This is a genomic window from Streptomyces sp. NPDC008137 (genome assembly GCF_042957035.1).
GTDB lineage: Bacteria > Actinomycetota > Actinomycetes > Streptomycetales > Streptomycetaceae > Streptomyces.
The window spans coordinates 13810-32751 of record NZ_JBIBHN010000012.1; the positions used below are offsets into that span (position 1 = coordinate 13810).

14 protein-coding genes are annotated in these 18942 nt (G+C 71.5%); 13 read left to right on the forward strand and 1 reads right to left on the reverse strand.

The window, feature by feature from the left end; all coding sequences use genetic code 11:
- Window positions 1–35: 35 nt before the first annotated feature.
- Window positions 36–524 carry a hypothetical protein gene (locus ACFZBT_RS20485; protein ID WP_391105666.1) on the reverse strand — a complete coding sequence of 163 codons (489 nt, stop codon included), beginning with the start codon at window positions 522–524 and terminating at the stop codon, window positions 36–38.
- A 708-nt stretch (window positions 525–1232) separates the two neighbouring features.
- On the opposite strand from ACFZBT_RS20485, the gene ACFZBT_RS20490 reads away from it, so the two are divergent.
- From ACFZBT_RS20490 to ACFZBT_RS20550, 13 genes are all read left to right on the forward strand, one after another.
- Window positions 1233–3098, forward strand: coding sequence for a phage tail sheath subtilisin-like domain-containing protein (locus ACFZBT_RS20490; protein WP_391105357.1), 1866 nt, complete (start codon window positions 1233–1235; stop codon window positions 3096–3098).
- 33 nt (window positions 3099–3131) lie between these two features.
- Window positions 3132–3656 carry a phage tail protein gene (locus ACFZBT_RS20495; protein WP_015662275.1) on the forward strand — a complete coding sequence of 175 codons (525 nt, stop codon included), beginning with the start codon at window positions 3132–3134 and terminating at the stop codon, window positions 3654–3656.
- Between the two features lie 105 nt (window positions 3657–3761).
- A complete protein-coding gene (locus ACFZBT_RS20500) occupies window positions 3762–4496 on the forward strand; it encodes a hypothetical protein (RefSeq protein ID WP_391105360.1) in 735 nt (244 codons plus the stop codon).
- Entirely contained in the window at window positions 4489–5244 is a 756-nt protein-coding gene (locus tag ACFZBT_RS20505) for a hypothetical protein (RefSeq protein WP_391105362.1), read from the forward strand. The genes ACFZBT_RS20500 and ACFZBT_RS20505 overlap by 8 nt, the downstream gene beginning before the upstream one ends.
- 73 nt (window positions 5245–5317) lie before the next feature.
- Entirely contained in the window at window positions 5318–6181 is an 864-nt protein-coding gene (locus ACFZBT_RS20510) for a Pvc16 family protein (protein WP_391105364.1), read from the forward strand.
- 32 nt (window positions 6182–6213) lie between these two features.
- Window positions 6214–8190, forward strand: a complete 1977-nt coding sequence (locus ACFZBT_RS20515) for an AAA family ATPase (protein WP_391105366.1) — start codon at window positions 6214–6216, stop codon at window positions 8188–8190.
- A gap of 35 nt (window positions 8191–8225) precedes the next feature.
- Window positions 8226–8507, forward strand: coding sequence for a hypothetical protein (locus tag ACFZBT_RS20520; RefSeq protein WP_391105368.1), 282 nt, complete (start codon window positions 8226–8228; stop codon window positions 8505–8507).
- A complete protein-coding gene (locus tag ACFZBT_RS20525) occupies window positions 8507–15409 on the forward strand; it encodes a DUF4157 domain-containing protein (protein ID WP_391105370.1) in 6903 nt (2300 codons plus the stop codon). The genes ACFZBT_RS20520 and ACFZBT_RS20525 overlap by 1 nt, the downstream gene beginning before the upstream one ends.
- A 91-nt stretch (window positions 15410–15500) precedes the next feature.
- The gene (locus ACFZBT_RS20530; protein WP_391105372.1) at window positions 15501–16121 is read left to right on the forward strand and encodes a hypothetical protein; all 621 of its coding nucleotides are present in this window, start codon (window positions 15501–15503) and stop codon (window positions 16119–16121) included.
- A gap of 16 nt (window positions 16122–16137) precedes the next feature.
- Window positions 16138–16836, forward strand: a complete 699-nt coding sequence (locus tag ACFZBT_RS20535; RefSeq protein WP_391105374.1) for a hypothetical protein — start codon at window positions 16138–16140, stop codon at window positions 16834–16836.
- An 8-nt stretch (window positions 16837–16844) separates the two neighbouring features.
- On the forward strand, window positions 16845–17219 hold the full coding sequence (locus tag ACFZBT_RS20540; RefSeq protein WP_391105376.1) for a hypothetical protein: 375 nt from the start codon (window positions 16845–16847) through the stop codon (window positions 17217–17219).
- Window positions 17212–18351 (forward strand): hypothetical protein, encoded by a 1140-nt coding sequence (locus tag ACFZBT_RS20545; RefSeq protein WP_391105378.1) that lies wholly within the window; start codon window positions 17212–17214, stop codon window positions 18349–18351. Before ACFZBT_RS20540 ends, ACFZBT_RS20545 begins: the two co-directional genes overlap by 8 nt.
- A 41-nt stretch (window positions 18352–18392) precedes the next feature.
- Window positions 18393–18929, forward strand: a complete 537-nt coding sequence (locus ACFZBT_RS20550) for a phage baseplate assembly protein V (RefSeq protein ID WP_391105380.1) — start codon at window positions 18393–18395, stop codon at window positions 18927–18929.
- Window positions 18930–18942 lie beyond the last annotated feature (13 nt).

An 18942-nucleotide genomic window follows, 5' to 3' on the forward strand; every position in this document is an offset into this window, starting at 1 on the left:
GGGAACCCCAGCCCCTCCTCCCGCCGCCGCCCGCCTCACCAGCCGTCAAGCGCCACCGGCTCCGCGCTGACCGGTGCCAGTACCGCAAGCGCGCCCGTGGCCTCGCGCAGGGCCGACTCGAGTGTGCCGGGGGAGTGCAGGGCGCCCGTGCCGTCCGGCGGGACGAGCCACTCCAGGCGGCCGGCGGGCCGGTACGGCGGCGGTACCGCGACCCAGGAACCACGGCCGACGTGCCGGACCCCGAACCCCACCCACTCGCTGACGGGGTCGGGCGGCAGGAAGAAGCCCACTCTGCGCGCCGTGCAGTCCACCAGGGTGGGGCCGGGCACCTTGAGCGGGTCGCGCCACAGATAGTCCAGCGCGAGCAGGCCGAGCCGGTCGGGAACGCTCAGCACGTCCCAGTACCGCCCGGCCTCCACGAGAACCGTGCCCGCGCCGTAGTCCCACTCCCGCTTGCACTCCTGGGGGTCCGTGGCGGCCGCGGCGAGCCACTCGACGGCTTGCTTCCACATGACGCTCTGCATGGCCACCCCAGGCACAGTCGGCGCGCCCCGAAGGACGCACGCGGGACACGGGCCGGTGGCCCGCGGGGATCCGGGAGATCCGCGGCGCCGGTCCGGCCCCGTCATGCTCGTAGATATTTCTAGGCGCCGGAAGGGGTGGCGCGGCCTGGCGTTTGGGTCGGGCATGTCCCGGTCGAAAGAGGGCACTCGACGACGCGGCACGTAAGGCCGCGGTCAATTCCGAGCGCGTCCATGCCGCCCATACGAAACCGGCCAGTGGCCGATGAACGACTCGGGGAGAACTCGGGGAGCGCACCGGGCGGATGGGCCGTCGTCGCCGGAAGCGCGCGGCCTCCCAGGTATGCCCGCCACCCGAGACGCAACCCCCTGTGTGCGAAGTGTGGGCCGGTCCACGGGGGCGCGCGGGCAGGATGTGCGAATCAGGGAAGTTTGCCTTCACAAAACCTTCCAGTGTGCTGGCCAGAACCCGTCTTGTTCGGTCAACTCCGCACGCACCAAGGTGGATTGAGCACTTGAGCATCAGGAGTCACAAGCGCGCTGCTTGACCTGTGCGACCGAATCGCGCGGGTACTGACGGGGGAACTGATGAGGTGCGCGTGCCCACCGCCGACGCTCGGGGGGCAGTTCCTCGCGCATGACCGGAACGTCCCTCCCTCACCGTCTCTTGGTGCCTTCATCCGGTGCCCGAGACAGGGATTAGGAGGGGGAATGCCGATGAGTGCAGTGAACGCCGCCAAGCCGACGTATCCCGGCGTCTACGTCGAAGAGCTTCCCAGCAGCACCCGCACCATCTCGACCCTGACCACGTCGGTGACCGCCTTCGTGGGCCACACCCGCCGCGGTCCGCTGAACGAGCCGGTGCGCGTCACCAGCTTCACGGAGTTCGAGCGCCGCTTCGGGGGATTGAGCGCCCAGAGCGCCGTCGGCTACGCCGTTCACCAGTTCTTCGGCAACGGCGGCACCGTCGCCGTGATCGTCCGGGTCGCCAAGGCCGGCAGCGGCCGGGCCGCCTGCGTCACGCTGGAGTCCACCGAGGGCCACAGCGAGTGCGACGTCCTCAAGGTGCACGCCAGGGAACCCGGCGTCTGGGGCAACGGCCTGCGCGTCGCCGTCGACTTCGACACGCCCTGCCCCGACGAGACCTTCAACCTGCGCGTCCACGACGCCAAGGGCGAGGCCCGCGAGAGCTTCACCGGTCTGTCCGCCGACCCGTCCAGCGGCCGGTACGTGCAGACCGTCGTCAACGCCGGCTCCCGGCTGATCCGCGTCGAGGTCGTCGGCGAGGGCCGGCCCGATCCGTCCGGCACCGTCTCCAAGCCGTTCGGGCACGAGCTGCCCGACCTCGCCGTGGACCTCACCGTCAAGATCGGCGACGTGGAGCGGGAGTTCACGCTCTACGACCCCGACTGCGACGGAGAGGCCCCGTCCTCCGTCGCCGAGCTGGCGCTGCTGCTGGAGCGCAAGCTGCGCGCCCTGCCCGACGCGCCCGGCAAGCACGCCTTCGCGGGCGCCGAGGTCACCGCCTTCGGCCGCCGGGTCCAGGTCGTCGCGGGCTCCACCGACCCGGAGGATGTCGTCCGCTTCCTCGGCGAGTGCGCCAACGACCTGGGCCTCGAGGCCTCCGTCAACCCGCCCGTCTTCCCGCTGGAGGGCGGCGAGGACGGCGAGGCTCCGGGACCGCGCGACCTCATCGGCTCCGAGGCCGACAAGTCCGGCGTCCAGGCGTTGCGCGGCGTCGCCGACGTCAACCTGCTCGTGCTGCCCGAACTCGCGGCGTACGAGAAGGCGGAGGACGCCGTCACCGTCGTCTCGGCCGCCCAGCGGCTGTGCCAGGAGCGGCGGATCTTCCTGCTGGTCGACGCGCCGAGCACCTGGGTCAGCGTGGACACGGCCCGTGCCGGGCTCGCCGCGTTCGACGCCGTCCGCGGCAACCACGCGGGCCTGTACTTCCCGCACCTCCAGCTGACCGACCCGCTCACCGGCCGGCTGCGCTCCTTCCCGCCGTCCGGCGCGGTCGCGGGCGTCATCGCCCGTACGGACTCCGAGCGCGGCGTGTGGAAGGCCCCGGCCGGCACCGAGGCACGGCTCGCGGGCGTCCACTCGCTCACCGTCAACCTGACCGACCGCGAGACCGGCCTGCTCAACCCGCTCGGCGTCAACGTCCTGCGGACGTTCCCGGTGACCGGCCCGGTCGTCTGGGGCGCACGCACACTGGAGGGTTCCGACGCCCTCGACAGCGAGTGGAAGTACGTGCCCGTACGGCGGCTCGCGCTGCATGTCGAGGAGAGCCTCCAGCGGGGCCTGCAGTGGGTGGTGTTCGAGCCCAACGACGAGAACCTGTGGCAGCAGATCCGCCTCAGCGCCTCCTCCTACCTGCACACGCTCTTCCGCCAGGGCGCCTTCAAGGGCGGCACACCGCGCGAGGCCTACTTCGTCAAGTGCGACAGCGACACCACGACCGACGAGGACATCGAGAACGGCATCGTCAACGTCCTCGTCGGTATCGCGCCGGTCCGCCCGGCCGAGTTCGTGGTCGTCAAGATCCAGCAGACGTCCGGACAGTTCGCGCTCTAAGGAACGCTCCAAGGAATCCCTGAGGACATTTCGATGGCAGAGTTCACGGTCAACGCCCATCGTTTCGACCCGTACAAGAACTTCAAGTTCCTGGTCCTGTGGGACGGTCGGACGGTCGCGGGCATCAGCAAGATCAGTCCCCTCAAGCGGACCACCGAGGTCGTCAAGCACCGCCACGGCGGCGACCCCTCGTCCCCGCGCAAGTCGCCGGGCCGCTCCGAGTTCGAGGGCATCACCCTGGAACGCGGCGTCACACATGACCCCGAGTTCGACCGCTGGGCCAACAAGGTCTGGCAGGTCGGCGCGGGCCTCGGCTCGGAGGTGTCCCTCGCGGACTTCCGCAAGGACATCGTCATCCAGGTCCTCAACGAGGCCGGCCAGGTCGCCGTCTCGCACAAGCTGTACCGGACCTGGCCGAGCGAGTACCAGGTCCTCGGCGAACTGGACGCCAACGCCAACGCGGTGGCCATCCAGACGCTGAAGCTCGAGTGCGAGGGCTGGGAGCGGGACTACGAGGTGCCGGAGCCGGAGGAGCCGTCGTTCCTGAACCCGGCGTAGGCGCTCCGCTGGGGGCGCCGTGGTGGGGTTGTTGTTCGTCCGCGGGTTCGTGGGGGCTGGTCGCGCAGTTCCCCGCGCCCCTATGGGGCACGTGTTGGGGGAGGCATGGTCATCACACGGGCGGCCGACGTCCTGGCCACCTGGGAGACCGGGTTGGCCCAGGACCCGGCCGGGCGCGCCCTGCTGTTGCACGGGGCCGCGCGGCCGGACCTGGGCGGCGATCGGCAGACACTGCTGGCGCTGCCGGTGGGGGAACGTGAGGCGGACTTGTTCGCGCTGCGCCGGGCCCTGTTCGGCGAGCGGATGCAGGTGCGCCTGGAGTGCGGCGCGTGCGGCGCGGACATGGAGTTCGAGCTGGACGCCGGGGAGTTCGCCCGCAGCCCGGCCGACCGGGGCGATCCGCTGGTGCGGGTCGCCGAGGACGGCTGGGAGGTCGAGTTCCGGGTGCCCGGGGTCGCCGACCTGACGGCGGCGGCCCGGGACGCCGACCCGCGCCGGGCGCTGCTGGCGCGGTGTGTGGTCACCGCCGTACGCGACGGACGGCCCGTGTCCGCTGACACGCTGCCCGTCGCCGTACAGCGGCGGGTCGCCGAGGCGGCCCGGGCCGCCGACCCGGGGGCCGACGTCACGCTCGCCGTCGCCTGTCCCGAATGCGGGGAGCCCACCCGGGCCGAGCTGGACATCGCCTCCTACCTGTGGACCGAACTGGACGCCTGGGCCCGGGACCTGCTGCTCGACGTCCATCTGCTCGCCACCGCCTACGGCTGGAGCGAGCCGGAGATCCTGGCGCTCAGCCCGCTGCGGCGCCGCTACTACCTGGAGCTGTGTGCGGATGTCTGACTCCACCACGGAAGGGCGGCCGGAGCCCGACTTCCTCGACCGACTGCTCGCCCGGCACGCGGCGCCCGCCGCGCGGCGGCCCGGCGTGGTGCGGGTACGGCCGCGACTGGCCGGCCCGTTCGAACGCGTCGAGACGGTACGGGCCACCGCACCGGACCCGGACGGCACCGAGCCGCTGTGGCCCGTCGCCGCACCGGCCGCCGCCGCCCGGCCGGACGGGGCGCGTCCGACGGCCCGCGAGGTCGTCCGTACGGAACGGGAGCGGACGGTCGTACGGACCGAGCCCGCCCCGGCACCCGGCGAGCCCGCGCTTCGTCCGGCCGCCCGGCCTGCCGAGTCCGAAGGGCCGCTGCTGCGTCCCGTCACCTCCACGGGCCCCGTGCTGCGGCCGGTTCCCGACACCGCCCGCCGCACGGCGGGCCGGGGCCGCACCGAGTGGGCGGCCCCCACGAACGCGGCGTCCGTCCCGACCCCCCCTGGTGCGGACGCCGCTTCCCCAGCCGCCGTGTCCGCCCCGCTGCTCCCCAGCGCGGCGGACACGGCGGCCGCACGGGACGCCGTCCGGCAGGCGGCGGCCCGCCGCCCCGGGCGCCCGGCCGAGCAGGTGGTGCAGGTGCGGATCGGGCGGCTGGAGGTCACCGCGGGCGGCGCGCCGCAGGGCGGTGGAGAAAGGCCCCGGCCCCGGGACGCCGAGCGGCCCCGGGCCGCGGTCAGCCTGGCGGACTATCTGGCCAGGGGACGCGAGTGAGTGACACGCGACGGCACGGCGGCCGTACGACGAGAAGGACCAGGACGAGGAGAGGGACCGAGGAACCGACGCCATGAGCAACGCACTTGCCCTCGCCCATGTCACCCAGGCCCTCGCCCTGCTGATCGAGGCCAACCTTCCGCCGGACATCGACATCGCGGTGAAGGTCGAGCCGCGCAAGCCACCGGCCGACCCGCCTCTCGAGCCGACCATCACCGTGTTCCTGTACCAGGTCACGCCCAACACCTCACAGCGCAACAACGACCTGCCGGCCCGGGCGTCCGACGGTGCCCTGGTCCGGCGGCCGGCCGCCGCGCTCGACCTGCACTACCTGATCAGCGCGTACGGCGAGGAGGCGGAACTGGTCGGGCAACGCCTGATCGGCTCGGTCGTGCGCACCCTGCACGAGATACCCGTACTGCCCAGGGACATCATCGAACTCGCCGGTCAGCGGCCGCACTTGTCCGGGAGCGACCTGGCCGAGGCGGTGCAGTGGGTGCGGTTCACACCCACGGCGATGGACGTCGACGAGACGTCCAAGCTGTGGGGGATGCTCCACCAGACGCCGTACACCCTGTCGGTCGTCTACCAGGCGGTGTTGGTCCTCATCGACGGGCGCGAGACGCCGGTGCCGGCGAAGCCGGTGGAGCGGCCGGAGGTGCGGGTGCTGCCGCTGGGGGCGCCGGGCGCGCCGTCCCGGGAAACCGTCGCGGTGGCGGACGAGCCGGCCGGGCCCTCGAGGAAGGCCGCGGAACCCGCCGAGCCGACGAAGGCCGTGGCCAGGACCGAGACGAAGCCGCCCGCCAAGTCGGCTCGGGGCCGCAAGCCGGCGCAACCGGCCAGGACGGCGAAGAAGCCGGCCGCCAGACCTGCGAAGTCCGCACGGTCACAGCCGTCGGACAGGAACGCGGACGGCAGTGAGGACGCGGAGAGCTGAGGCACATGCAAGCGACGGGGGCAGGTGACGACATGGGAGCGCGGGGAACGGCCGCGGTCGCCGCGGCGACGGGCGACCGCACGACGCTGACGGCGGAGATCCGGCGCGTGCTGGCCCGCGTCGATGCCCACGCCCTGCGCGGCGCGGACGGGACGACCGAGGGACGGGAGGCGCACGCACCCCTGCCCGAGCCCGCCGACGGTCCCGGCACCGCGCCCCTCGACGCCGTGGTCGCCTGCTTCGGGCTCACCGCGTTCGAGCGGGACCTCGTCCTTCTCACGGCCGCGCAGGAGCTGGAGCCCACCACCGGCGCCCGATGCGCCGCGGCGAGTGGTGATCCGGAGCGGGCGTACCCGACGTTCTCGCTCGCCCTGGCCGCCCTGGACGAGCCGCACTGGAGCGCGCTGCCGCCCGTGTCCCCGCTGCGCCGCTGGCGGATCGTGGAGCCGGACGACGTGTCGGGGCTGACGACCTCACGGCTCCGGCTCGACGAACGCGTCCTGCACTTCCTGCTCGGCTCGCCCTACCTGGACGCCCGGCTGCACGGCCGGCTGCGCCGCACGCCCGTGCCCGACCGGCTGCCGCCGTCGTACGACCTCGCGGCGAGCGGGGTCGCCGCCGGCTGGAAGGACGGCGCACGGCCCGAAGCGCCGCTGCTCGTCGAACTGGTCGGCGGCGACCTGCGCAGCCGTGCCGACATCGCCGCAGCGGCCGCCGCGCGCGCCGGTCTCGGGCTGTACGCGCTGAGCGCCGAGGACATCCCCGTCGACCCCGCAGAACGCGACCGGTTCGCCCGGTTGTGGCAGCGCGAGGCGATCCTGCTGCCCGCCGCGCTGCTCCTGGAGTTCGGCGAGCCGGACCGGGACCAGCAGGCGGCCACGGAGGCGTTCCTGGCCGGGGCCGCCGTACCCGTCGTCGTGTCGAGCGACGACCCGCGCCGCACTAACCGCCCGCACGGCACCAGGATCGCCGTGCCGCGCCTGGACGACGAGGAGCAACTGGCCCTGTGGACAGACGCGTTCAGCGACGTGGCCGACATGGAGGAGAGTGAACTGCGGTCCCTGATCGCCCAGTTCCAGCTGCCGCCGCATGTCGTACGGTCCGCCGCCGTCACCGTGCGCCGTGAACTGCCCCACGAGGACGAGCTCGACGCCGCCGGCCTGGCCTGGCGGGCCGGTCTGGACGAAGCCCGGGTCGGCATGGACGAACTCGGCCGCCGTATCGAACCGCAGGCCGGCTGGAACGACCTCGTGCTGCACGAGCGGCAGACCGGTGTGCTGCGGGAGATCGTCGCGCATGTGCGTCAGCGCGCCGTGGTCCACCAGGAATGGGGTTTCGCGGCGACCCTGCGCCGTGGCCTGGGTGTCACCGCGCTCTTCGCGGGCGGCTCCGGCACCGGGAAGACCCTGGCCGCCGAGGTGATGGCGAGGGAACTCGGCCTCGACCTGTTCGTCATCGACCTCTCGCAGGTCGTCAGCAAGTACATCGGCGAGACCGAGAAGAACCTCCGCCGCGTCTTCGACGCCGCCGAACGCGGAGGCGCGCTCCTGCTCTTCGACGAGGCCGACGCCCTGTTCGGCAAGCGCAGCGAGGTCAAGGACAGCCACGACCGGTACGCCAACCTCGAGGTCAGCTACCTGCTGATGCGGATGGAGGCCTACCGCGGCCTCGCCATCCTCACCACCAACATGAAGAAGGCCCTGGACAACGCCTTCCTGCGGCGCATCCGCTTCGTCGTCGACTTCCCCTTCCCGGCCGAGCACGAACGTGCCGAGATCTGGCGCCGCGTGCTGCCGCCGCAGGCTCCCGTGAAGGACATCGACCCGGAGCTGCTCGCGCAGCTGACGGTGGCCGGCGGTTCGATCCGCAACATCGCCCTGTCCGGCGCGTTCCTCGCCGCGGAGGAGGGCGAGGCGCTCCAGATGCGGCACATGCTCGCCGGGGCTCGCACCGAATACCTCAAGCTGGAACGCTCCTTGACGCCGACGGAGGTCCGCGGATGGGTGTGACGCAGACGGGCGGGACGCGGACCGGTGGGACGCACGTGAGTGCGACGCCGGCACCGGCGCCGCGCGAGATCCGCGTCGAGATAGGCGAGCTGGTCCTCGACGGCTTCCGCGCGGATCCCGAACGGGTCTCGGCCGCCTTCGAGGACGAGCTGACCCGGCTGGTCCGCGAGCGCGGCGTGCCCGCCGACGGCCCCTGGACGGCCGACGTCCTGTCCGGCCTGCCCCCGCTGCCCGCCGGCCTGTCCGCACGCCGCCTCGGGCAGGAACTGGCGCGCGCGGTGCACGAAGGCCTGTGCGGCCGTGGGGAGGCGGCGTGATGAGCAACTCCCCGACCCAGGACAGCCGTTCCGAGCAGTCCGCCGAGCAGCGCCGCCGCAAGCGCAAGGAGCGTGCGGCGACGTCCCGCGCCCCAGAGCCGAAGAACATCGTCAGCGGCGCCGGTCAGCCGCTCGACCCCGGCGTACGACGGGAACTGGAGGAGCGCCTCGGGCACGACCTGAGCCGCGTACGCCTGCACACCGGCCGGGACGCCGGTCAGCTCGCGGACCTGCTCGGCGCGGACGCGGTCGCCGTCGGCCAGGACATCTTCTTCGGCGAGGGGGCGTACCGGCCGGGCACGGACGAGGGCCGTCGGCTGCTGGCCCACGAACTCCTGCACACCGTCCAGAACCCGCACGGCCTCGGCACCCTGCGCGCCGGCCGCGACCTGGGCGCGGTGAGCCTGCCGCAGCAGGCCATCGAACAGGAGGCCGAGTCGGCCGCGCAGGACCTGGTACGGAGCACGGAGCCCGGGCCGTACGCGGCCGCGGACCTCGACCAGGCACAGGCCTCCCCCGGCTGGCTCCGCTACGCGACCGTCGACGCCGACCGCCGCCGCACGGAGCAGCTCGACCCCGCGACCCTCGTCGACCGCCTCGCCAACGGCCTCCTGCGTTCCCTGCGCGGCGACCCGGAGGACCGGTCGGGCCGCGTCCGGATCCAGCTGGCCCGCATGGCGCCCGAGGTGCAGGACAGCGTCCTGGACCGGCTGGAACTGCGGCTGCCCGTGCCCGCCGTCGACCGGCTGCTGGAGGGCGTGGAGGAGACGGAGCGGGCAGGTCCGCTGCCGATGGACTCCGCGGCGGCTCCGCTGGCTGTCCCCGGTGCGGCGGAGGAGATAGAGGAGGAGCGGCGCGCTCGCGAGGACTCCGAGTCCGATCCCGTCCCCGAGCAGGACGTACGGCCCAACGCGCCCGGCAAGCCGGACGGGAAACCGCAGGACGGCCGGCCCGCGCCCGGCGGCGACCGTGCAGAGGACGCCGAGAACCAGGAGGACGGAGGATCCGCCTCCGGCGACGCCGACCAGGAGAACGCCCAGGGCGGCGCGGGCTCGGCCGGGCGGCAGCAGGAGGGCTCCCAGGACGAGCAGGAGCGCTCGCAGGACCAGCAGGACGAGAAGGACGCCTCCGGCCGGGACGCCGAGAAGGACGCCGCCGACGAACGCAAGGACGCCTCGGACACCGAACGCGACCAGCAGGACCAGGACAAGAAGGACGAGCGCAACGCCGAGGAGGACCAGGGCGGCCCCGAGGACGAGGCCGCCCAGGAGCCCGAGAGGCAGGCCGGCGAGCAGGAGCGGCGCGAGGACGAGGGCGCGTCCGAGACGACCCGCCGCCAGGCCCCTGCCCCGGGCACCGTCGACCGCAGCGGCGCCGAGCCCGGCGAGAAGTCCCGGACCGGCGGTGACACCGGCACGGCCCGTGCGGTGGGCGACCCCGAGAACGAACAGGACGGCGACGACGAGCCGTTGGGGCTGGACGCGGAGCCAGCGCAGGACGACACGGAACGGGACGCGGGGGACGACACGGCCGGGGCGGCCGGCGCGCAGCCCGTGCCCGATGCCGACCTCGTCGGCTTCACGGACGCGGCGAAGAACCCGAGCCTCGTCGAGGAGCGGCGGAAGGGTACGGCCCCGCTGCCCAGCCTGTCGTCCGCCTCCGACGCCCCGGCGCCGGACACGGCACCGCAGGAGGCCACGCCCGGCACACCCCGGGACGCCGCGGCCCGCTCCGAGGAGGAGGAAGGCCCCGGCGGCGAGTCCTTCGAGGACCTCCTGAGCGGTACGGCTGACGCGCAGCAGACCGACACGTCCGGAATCGGCGGTGCCCTCGGTACTGCGTCTCCCGGTGCGGCCTCGATGGCCGATGCCGCCGGGACGGACCGGGACCGGAAGCAGTCGGACGAACGCAAGGAGGACGCCGAGGCCGCACGACGCGACGAGGAGGCCCGGACCTCGGACGGCGCGGCGACCGGTGCCGCTGCGGGGCCCGGTGAGACCGCCGCGCCCGACCAGTTGGCCAAGTCGGGCGAGGACGCCCGTACACAGGGTGCCGGTTCGCCGTCGAGCACGGGAACGGAGAAGGGCGGCGAGAGCCAGGCTCAGAGCGCCAAGAAGCCGGAAGCAGGAGCTCCCGACCGCAGCGGCGGCAAGGAGGCCGACTCCGGGGTCGAGAAGGGCAAGGACAAGCAGGCCGACAAGCCTGAGGCCGACTCGGCGAACGGCCGGCGTGAGACCGGCGGGGACCAGGGGGCGACGGTTCCCGCACCCGAAACGTCACCCGGCGGCGGCCAGGACGCTACCGAAGGCAAGGGCCCGGCCACCACCCCCGGCCCGGAGAGCGGCCCGGACAAGGTCTCCACTCCGGGACCCGCGAGCGCGCCCAAACTGGCACCGGGCAACGGGCCTTCGCCTATGGCGGCAGGACCGGAAGCGAAGACCAACACGCCCAAAGCCGCCGAGTCCCCGGAAGCCGGCCGAGCATCGGGCGGTTCCACGGGCTCGCGCTCCCGCCCGACGGGCAGCAAGCGCCAGGTGGCACGAAAGGCCGCGAAGACCGCGTCGCGCCGGGGCGGCGGCGGAGGCGGCGGCCGCAAGTCCCCGGCCCCCGCCCCCGTCCGCTCCGGCGGCCGCCCCTCCGCATCCGGCGGATCCAAGGCCAATCCCAAGGCGAAGAAGGAGACCCTGCCCCCGGACGTCTCCAACGCCACCCCCGAGTCTGGTCTGTCGACGGCCGCGGGGCTCAAGCCGCACCAGGCCCTGGAAACGCTCAAGGGCGTCGGCAGCGCGGTCGGCCGCTCGGTCGACAAGGAGCGCACCAGCCTGCGCAAGGCACCGCCGAAGACGCAGCGGCCCTCCGGCTCCCCGCGCACCGTCCCCGGCGGCCCGCGTGCGGCGGCCCCGGGCACGTACACGAACGCCAAGGTCGCCCGTACGGACGCGGCTCAGGGCAAGACGCCCGAGATCAACGGCGAGCAGAAGCCCGAAGGCGACGTCCCGGGCGCGAACGTGCCGGAGCCCAGTTGGTGGGACATCGCCGTCACCATCGGCGCCCAGCTGTTCGGCAAGCTGCTGAAGGAGATCCTCCCGCTCGACGACCTGATCGACTCCATCCTCGGGCTGCCGACCGAGGACGAGGGGCTGAAGAACGCCCGTGTGGGCGACGCCCCGAGGCTTCCGCTGGAGAACGACTCGGACCCGCGGCGCACCGACGAGCAGGGCCGCAAGCTCGACGAGCGGAAGAACGAACTGCATCGGTCGGGACGTGACGACGCGGCCCGCCCGATGGGCGAGGACCAGATCTATCCCGACGTGCCCAAGGAGACCCTGACCGGCAAGGTGCCCGGCGGGAAGAAGACGGCGAAGGGCGGCGGCGCGCGGTCGGTGTCGGGCGGCGGTGTGCCGATCGAGTCCGCCTCCGCGGTCGCCGAGCACGACCGGGGCCCGCAGATCCAGGCCGGCTTCTCCCAGGGCCGGGACAGGATGGGGCAGGAGCGCCAGGCCAAGGACAAGAAGGCGGCGGACGACCGCAAGCAGCACGACCAGGACCTCCAGAAGGAGGTCACGGCCAGCGGCAAGAAGCAGTCCGACGCCCGCGACAAGGGCCGTTCCGACATCGCCGACTCACGAGACCGGTGGCGCGGGGAGCAGGACGACAAGGTCTCGGAGATCGACGGCAAGAAGGGCAAGAAGTACGACAAGGTCCGCGACGACATCAAGAAGAAGGAGGAGGACACCGACAAGGACGTCGACAAGCGGACCGAGGACGACAACAAGAAGATCGACGACGAGCAGACGGGCGCCGAGAAGGAGGCGGAGAAGAAGCAGGAGGACGGCAAGGACGACGCCGACAACTGGCTCGAAGAGGCCATCGAGAAGCTCAAGGAGTTATTCGAGCAGCTCAAGAACGCCATCAAGAGCGTCTTCGAGAAGGCCCGCCAGGTCGTCACCGACCTCATCGACAAGTTCAAGCAGCAGGTCTTCAAGCTCATCGACGACGCCCGCAACTGGGTCATCGACCAGATCAACACCTTCGCCGACGCGCTGATCGCCCTCGGCGACGAGCTCCTCGCCGACTACCCGGCGATGCGCGACAAGTGGCGCAACACCATCGACGGCGCGCGCGACTGGGCGGTACAGAAGGTCAATGAGTTCGCCGACGCGCTGAAGGAGGTCGCCGGGAAACTCCTCGACGGCCTGTGCGGCGCGCTCCTGGCCGGCCTCGACGCCCTGGAGGGCGGCCTGCTGGCGGCGGTCGACATCGCCGAGACGGTCACCGTCGGCGCGCTGGAGTTCGGTGCCGCCGCGGTCGCCGCGCTCGGTGAGTGGGCGGCCATCTTCAACGACATCGTCTCCGACCCGGGTGACTGGATCAGCAAGGCCGGTGCCGCCGCGGAGACAGGCGCCAAGGAACACCTCTTCGAGGAGATCAAGACCGCGGTCAGGGCCTGGTTCAACCAGAAGGTCCAGGAGATCATCGGCATCCCGGTGGAGGACTTCCAGGAGCTGATCTCCGGCGGCGTCACCGTCGAGCAGATGGCGCAGATGGCCTGGGACGAGGCTCTTCCCCAACTCCCCGTCATCATCGGCGTGATGGTGGTCGAGAAGGTCGTCGCCAAGCTCATCCCCGGCGCCGGCTGGGTCATGGCGATCATCGACGCCCTGCAGACCGCGTGGGGCGCCCTCAGCGAGATCCTCGCCGCCTTCGGCCTGTTCATGGACTTCCTGAAGTCGGTCAAGAGCGGCAACGGCGCGCTGCCCTTCGCCAAGGCGGTCGCGGCCGGGGTCGTGGCGCTGCTGGAGCTGGTCTACGAGTTCCTCGTCGAGGGCGTCGGCCGCTTCATGGGCAAGGTGGCCGAACGGCTCGGCGGCATGCTCAAGAACCTCCGCACCAAGAAGCACAAGCCGGGCCCCGCCGACGACAAGCCGGACGCTCCCGCCAACCCCAAGGACGAACGCCGGGCTCCGACCGACGACCGCACCCCGGACCGCCCGGCCGACCGCACGGACGACAGCCCCGCCGGCCGCCCGTCGGCACCACGCAAGCCGTCCCCGGACAAGACCTCCCGCCCCCCGTCGAAGCCCCGCCCCGGCAAGCGCCCCACCCCGGAGAAGAAGCGACGCCCCGCACACACCACCCGCCCGAAGAAGCGCCGCGACGACGACGAACGCCGCGACGAGGGCCGCGAGGTGAACGCGGCCCGCAAGCGCATGCGGGACGCGGACCGCCGCCTGAAGGACGACGACAGGCCCGACCGCCGCGACACCCCGACCCGCCGCGGCCCGGCCCGCCCCGACCGCCGCCGCGACGCGAACGACCGCGACCGTGACCGCGACCCGAAGAACACGCGTCCGGGCGAACGCCGCACGGACGACCGTCGCCGTGACGACGACCGCAGGACCGACCGCCGACGGGACGACGGCCGCCGTCGCGACGAAGACCGCACCGACGACCGCCGCCGTGACGACGACAAGCGCCGCGACACCGACAAGGACCGCCCCCGCCGCCGGCCGCTCCGCCGCGCCCGCCAGACCATCAAGTCGGCGGTCAACAGGGCCCGCAGGGCAGGCCGCAGGCTCTATGGAAAGGCCCGCCGCAGGATAGGCAATCACCTGAGCGATCGCTTGCGTCGGCTGCGGGAGCAGTGGCGACGCCGGAACGAACACGGCAGGGACCGGACCCGTGGTCACGGCCGCGATCGGCGACGGGAAGAAGAGCGTCAGCGGGAGAACAACGGCATCACGGACTTCGAACTGCCCAGGGTCCGGTTCCGCACGAAGGACGGCGAGCCCCACACCCTCCTCTTCGACGGGAAGGGCAAGAGCGCCGACCTGGCGGTCCGTAGTGTCCTGCAGGCCATGACCGGGTACTTCGGGGACTGGGATACAGAGATCCAGGGACTCAGGAACAAGGGAAAGACGGACCTCGCGGATGCGATGACGGATGTCATTGCCGCGGCACGTCGCCAGGCCCAGACGGTCGAAACCATGCAGAACTCCCTGCCCAAACCCCGCAACCGTCATGGCATCAGCCGAGGCACGCTGGGCGACGTGGCCTTCCAGCGTCGAATCGAGCGGCTCCGGGACGCCATGGAGGGCCTGGCGGAGTTGCTGGAGCAGCGGAATGCCGGCGACAAGGAGCCGCCGAAGCCGGACACCATCCTGCCGCCGTTCGCCGACGGGCCCATGGCCTTCAACTTCAAGGCCAGATTCATCAAGAAGAGCACGCCGAAGGGTACGGAGGCGGACGAGCGACGCAGCGCCCATCCGGTGGGCTGGAAGGAGCTGGATAAACTCCCGGGTGGACGCTCCGAACGAGGTCGATTCTGGGTGCGCATGCACATGCTTCCGGCGAAGATCGGCGGCCATTCGTCCACGTCCAACCTCGTGCCCGCGTTGGGAGCCATCAATACAAGGGCCATGGTGCAGATCGAGCATCCCGCTCAAGCGGCTCTCGGGCACGTGGTCGAGCACGGAACGATTCCGGCCGACCCGGAAGACATGATCTGGTATCAGGTGTCCATTAATTACCGGGGACAGTATCCAGGGTTTCCGCGGCGCGTGGGGGTGCGCTGGGGCGGCTACAAGGTGTCCGGCAATCAGTGGCAGGAGAAGGGTTCGACAAGCACCTGGGCGGAGAATTTTCCGGCGCCGAACATCACAGCAGGATTCGATATCAAGAAGGCGAAAGCGGCCACGGTGAGAATGGTGACGCGAGTATCCGACTCGACCGCGCAGAAAATAGTCAAGCTGCTCGCTGCCGCCCCCGGAAGCTATCACAGCGTAGACGACCTCGTCGGGGCTCTGTCCTCCGGTGCTGCGGGCCTCACTGGGGAACCGGCTCAGCGGCTGCGAAAGGACCTCGCGAAGCTGATCGCTGCACGAGTGAAGATCAATTTCTGAGGTGGGGAGAATGATGGAACCAACAGCTGTTGAGAGCGCCTGGATCGATGTATTCGAAGAGTTGAGGAACTGTCCCGATGTTCTCTTGGACATGGACACCCTGGAATTCCCCGACGGGGAGGTCGCAGATGCGGATGCCGCTTTCGCGTCGCTCGCAGAGCGAGACGGTATCGTCCTCGATGCCTCGTTGAAAGAGTGTTATTTGCGTTTTTCGGATGTGGCGGCCGGCTGGGGGGCCGGGATGACCGAAGAGGATGAAGACCCTTTGTTCGCCGGGGAGTTCGATGTCATCCCCCTCGTCCGGGCGCTGCGTGACTCCGCACCGGTCGACCGCTCGCCTGACCCCTCGCCGGAGCAGCGGGAGTTTCTGTCCGAGCTCCGGGATTTCGACACTACTAGCCTGTCGGGCACGGGCAAGGTCGCCTCGCTGCGTATCCGGCAAGGCTCCGTACACAATCCGGAGATATGGTTCAGTGACGTGCGTGGCGGCATCCATCACATGGATGTCGATCTGTGCGGTTACCTCGACGCTTTGCGGGTCACCAAGGGAACGTTGGGCTGGCAGTACCTGTTCACGGACGTTTCCCTGGCGCACGACCGATTCGAGGTGACCGTGCGATTTCTCAACGAAATGCTCCGCGTCTTCCCAGACTTGTTCCCCGCGCACGACTACGAACCGCTGCGAGTCCGGCTCGCCGAGCGTCTGCGCTAGATACGGACAGGAACCCATGACCCGCTACGCCGACATCCCCAAACCCATCCGCTCCGGCATCGTCGTCGTCGACCCCGACACCGGCACCCCCCAACGCATCATCGTGCTGCAGTTCAACCCGGACACCCTCGAACGCAGCGTGAGCCCGCAGTCGGCCGGTGACAGCGGTGACGCCGGAGGCGGCGGGACCGGTAGCGGCGACCGGAACGAGGCGCTGAGGCTCAAGGGCCCCGCGCAGGAGACCTGGAAGTTCACCGCCGAGATCGACGCGACGGATCAGTTCGAGATCGCGGTGCCCGACGGGATCCACCCTCAGCTCGCCACGCTGGAGATGCTCGTACAGCCGACCACCGCGCAACTGCGCGCCGCCAGCCGGCTGTCGCAGAAGGGTGCCATCGAGATCAGCCCGATCGAGATGCCCCTGACGCTGTTCACGTGGGGGAGCAAGCGGGTCATGCCGGTGCGGTTGACGGAGCTGTCCGTGAACGAGTCCGCCTTCGACGTGAACCTCAATCCCATCCGCGCCTCCCTCAGCATCGGCATGAAGATCCTCACCGTCAGTGATCTGCCCGCCGGGCACCGCGGTGCCGATCTCTATCTCGCGCATCTCGCGCAGAAGGAGCGGCTGGCCGCCGCAGCCCGGGGCGGCAGCCTCGGCGCGCTGGGACTCGGCGGCGGCATCGGAGCAGCGAGCGCATCGATCAGGAGGGGCTGAGCCACACCATGGCCGACGTCGAACCGTACGAGAGCGCCCTGGACGCCATCCCCGGCGCTCATCCGTATCCGCGCACCAGCCGGTACCACGACGCCGAGATCGGGGTGCACCGTCGCCCTGACGGCAGTGAAGTCCGGTACACCAAGCGCCGGTTGCTGCCGCCTCTGGACGACGGCGGCCACCAGGAGGCCCAGCCTCACGTCGTCGGCGCGGGGGAGCGGCCCGACCTGCTCGCCCAGCGGTACTTCGGCGACCCCGGGCAGTGGTGGCAGATCGCCGACGCCAACCCGGTGCTCGATCCACGCGAGTTGACCGACGAGGCCGGGCGGATCATCGGTATTCCGATCGCCGGTGGCTTCCCGCAGGGGGACAGGCGTGTTTGACCTGCCCGTGGGGCAGGGCCCCGTGCACATCACCCTCCTCATGGGGCCCAAGCTCGCCCGCCCCGTGCCCGCCGAGGTCACCGAGGCCCTGCTCTCCGCGCAGATCACCGCCACCGCGGGCGAGCGCAGCGGATTCCAGCTCGCCTTCGACCTCACCAAGAACGGCATCATCAGCCGCCGGCTGCTGCCCGAGGGATTCTTCGATCCGAAGACCCGCCTGATCGTGACCGTCAACGTGCGGGGCACGGCCGCCGTGCTCTTCGACGGGCTGGTGGTGCGTCAGGAGGTCGGTGCCAGCAACCGGCCCGGGCATTCCACCCTCACCGTCACGGGCGAGGACCTCACCCTGCTGATGGACCTGGAGGAGCGCACCGCCCGCTACCCCAACCTGCCGCCCTCCGAGCGGGCCCTCGCCATCCTGCGCCGCTACTCCGACTACGGCATCCGGCCCGACGTCTACACCGAGAAGGTCGCCCAGCCCCCGCACCAAGACCTGCGCGTGCACTACCAGACCGGCACCGACCTCCAGTACGTCACCGAGCTCGCCCGCGCCAACGGCTACACCTTCTACCTGGAGCCCGGCCCCGACCCCGGTCAGTCGTCCGCCCGTTGGGGCCCGGAGGTCCGGCTCGGCATCCGCCAGCACGCCCTCAACGTCAACATGGACGCCCAGTCCACCGTCGACCAGATGACGTTCGCCTACGACGGGACGGCGCGCGAAGAGCCGCAGGCACGCTGGCAGGACCCCGGCACCCGGCAGTCCACCCTGCTGCCGCAACCGCCGATCAGCCCGCTGCGCCCGCCCCTCGGCAGGCGCCCCACCCCGGCCCTGAAGCGCAAGACGCTGTCCGGCACCGCCAAGCAGCAGCGCGAGCAGGCCGAGGCCGAACTGCTCGCCCGCGCCGCCGTCTCCGCCGACGTCGTCTCCGGCTCCGGCTCCCTCGACGTCAACCGGCACGGCTACATCCTCCAGCCGCGCCAGCTCGTCGGCGTACGGGGCGCCGGACGCGCCTACGACGGCGACTACTACGTCAAGTCCGTCACCCACAACCTGCGGCCGGGCTCCTTCCAGCAGAACTTCACCCTCTCCCGGGAGGGCCTCGAAGCCCGCAGCGACTACGTACGGCCGTAAACCCACCCACGACCCGACCATCGACCAGGAGCACCTCCACCATGGCGGCACCCAGCAATCGCTACCTCGGCAAGTTCCGCGGCCGGGTCGTCGACAACAACGACCCGCTGCGCATCGGCCGCGTCACCGTCGAGGTTCCCGACGTGCTCGGCGACGAGCCGTCGACCTGGGCGCTGCCCTGCCTGCCCTTCACCGGGCCGGAGTCCGGGCAGTTCGTGGTGCCCCCGCCCGGCGCGGGCGTGTGGGTGGAGTTCGAGCAGGGGGACCCCAGCTTCCCGGTGTGGACGGGGTGCTGGTACGGCGCCGCCGACGAGCTGCCGCCCGACGCGCGCCGCGAGCTCCAGGCGAACTCGCCGAGCAAGCCGGTCGTCGTGCAGACACCGCAGGCGCACAAGCTCGTCATGAACGACACGCCCGGCGCCGAGCAGGGGATCCTCCTCCAGGCCCAGGGCGGCGCCTACATCCGCATCACCAAGGAAGCCGTGGTCATCGCGACCGGCGCGGGCGCCGAGGTCGTACTGCGCGGACGTGAAGTGACGATCAACGAGGGCCAGCTGACCGTGCTCTCGAAGCGATAGACGGGGGAAGAGA

Bases quoted from the DNA above. Each gene is read 5' to 3' on its own strand.
- ACFZBT_RS20485 (WP_391105666.1), bottom strand. From the start codon at position 524: ATGCAGAGCGTCATGTGGAAGCAAGCCGTCGAGTGGCTCGCCGCGGCC.
- ACFZBT_RS20490 (WP_391105357.1), top strand. From the start codon at position 1,233: ATGCCGATGAGTGCAGTGAACGCCGCCAAGCCGACGTATCCCGGCGTC.
- ACFZBT_RS20495 (WP_015662275.1), top strand. From the start codon at position 3,132: ATGGCAGAGTTCACGGTCAACGCCCATCGTTTCGACCCGTACAAGAAC.
- ACFZBT_RS20500 (WP_391105360.1), top strand. From the start codon at position 3,762: ATGGTCATCACACGGGCGGCCGACGTCCTGGCCACCTGGGAGACCGGG.
- ACFZBT_RS20505 (WP_391105362.1), top strand. From the start codon at position 4,489: ATGTCTGACTCCACCACGGAAGGGCGGCCGGAGCCCGACTTCCTCGAC.
- ACFZBT_RS20510 (WP_391105364.1), top strand. From the start codon at position 5,318: ATGAGCAACGCACTTGCCCTCGCCCATGTCACCCAGGCCCTCGCCCTG.
- ACFZBT_RS20515 (WP_391105366.1), top strand. From the start codon at position 6,214: ATGGGAGCGCGGGGAACGGCCGCGGTCGCCGCGGCGACGGGCGACCGC.
- ACFZBT_RS20525 (WP_391105370.1), top strand. From the start codon at position 8,507: ATGAGCAACTCCCCGACCCAGGACAGCCGTTCCGAGCAGTCCGCCGAG.
- ACFZBT_RS20530 (WP_391105372.1), top strand. From the start codon at position 15,501: ATGGACACCCTGGAATTCCCCGACGGGGAGGTCGCAGATGCGGATGCC.
- ACFZBT_RS20535 (WP_391105374.1), top strand. From the start codon at position 16,138: ATGACCCGCTACGCCGACATCCCCAAACCCATCCGCTCCGGCATCGTC.
- ACFZBT_RS20540 (WP_391105376.1), top strand. From the start codon at position 16,845: ATGGCCGACGTCGAACCGTACGAGAGCGCCCTGGACGCCATCCCCGGC.
- ACFZBT_RS20550 (WP_391105380.1), top strand. From the start codon at position 18,393: ATGGCGGCACCCAGCAATCGCTACCTCGGCAAGTTCCGCGGCCGGGTC.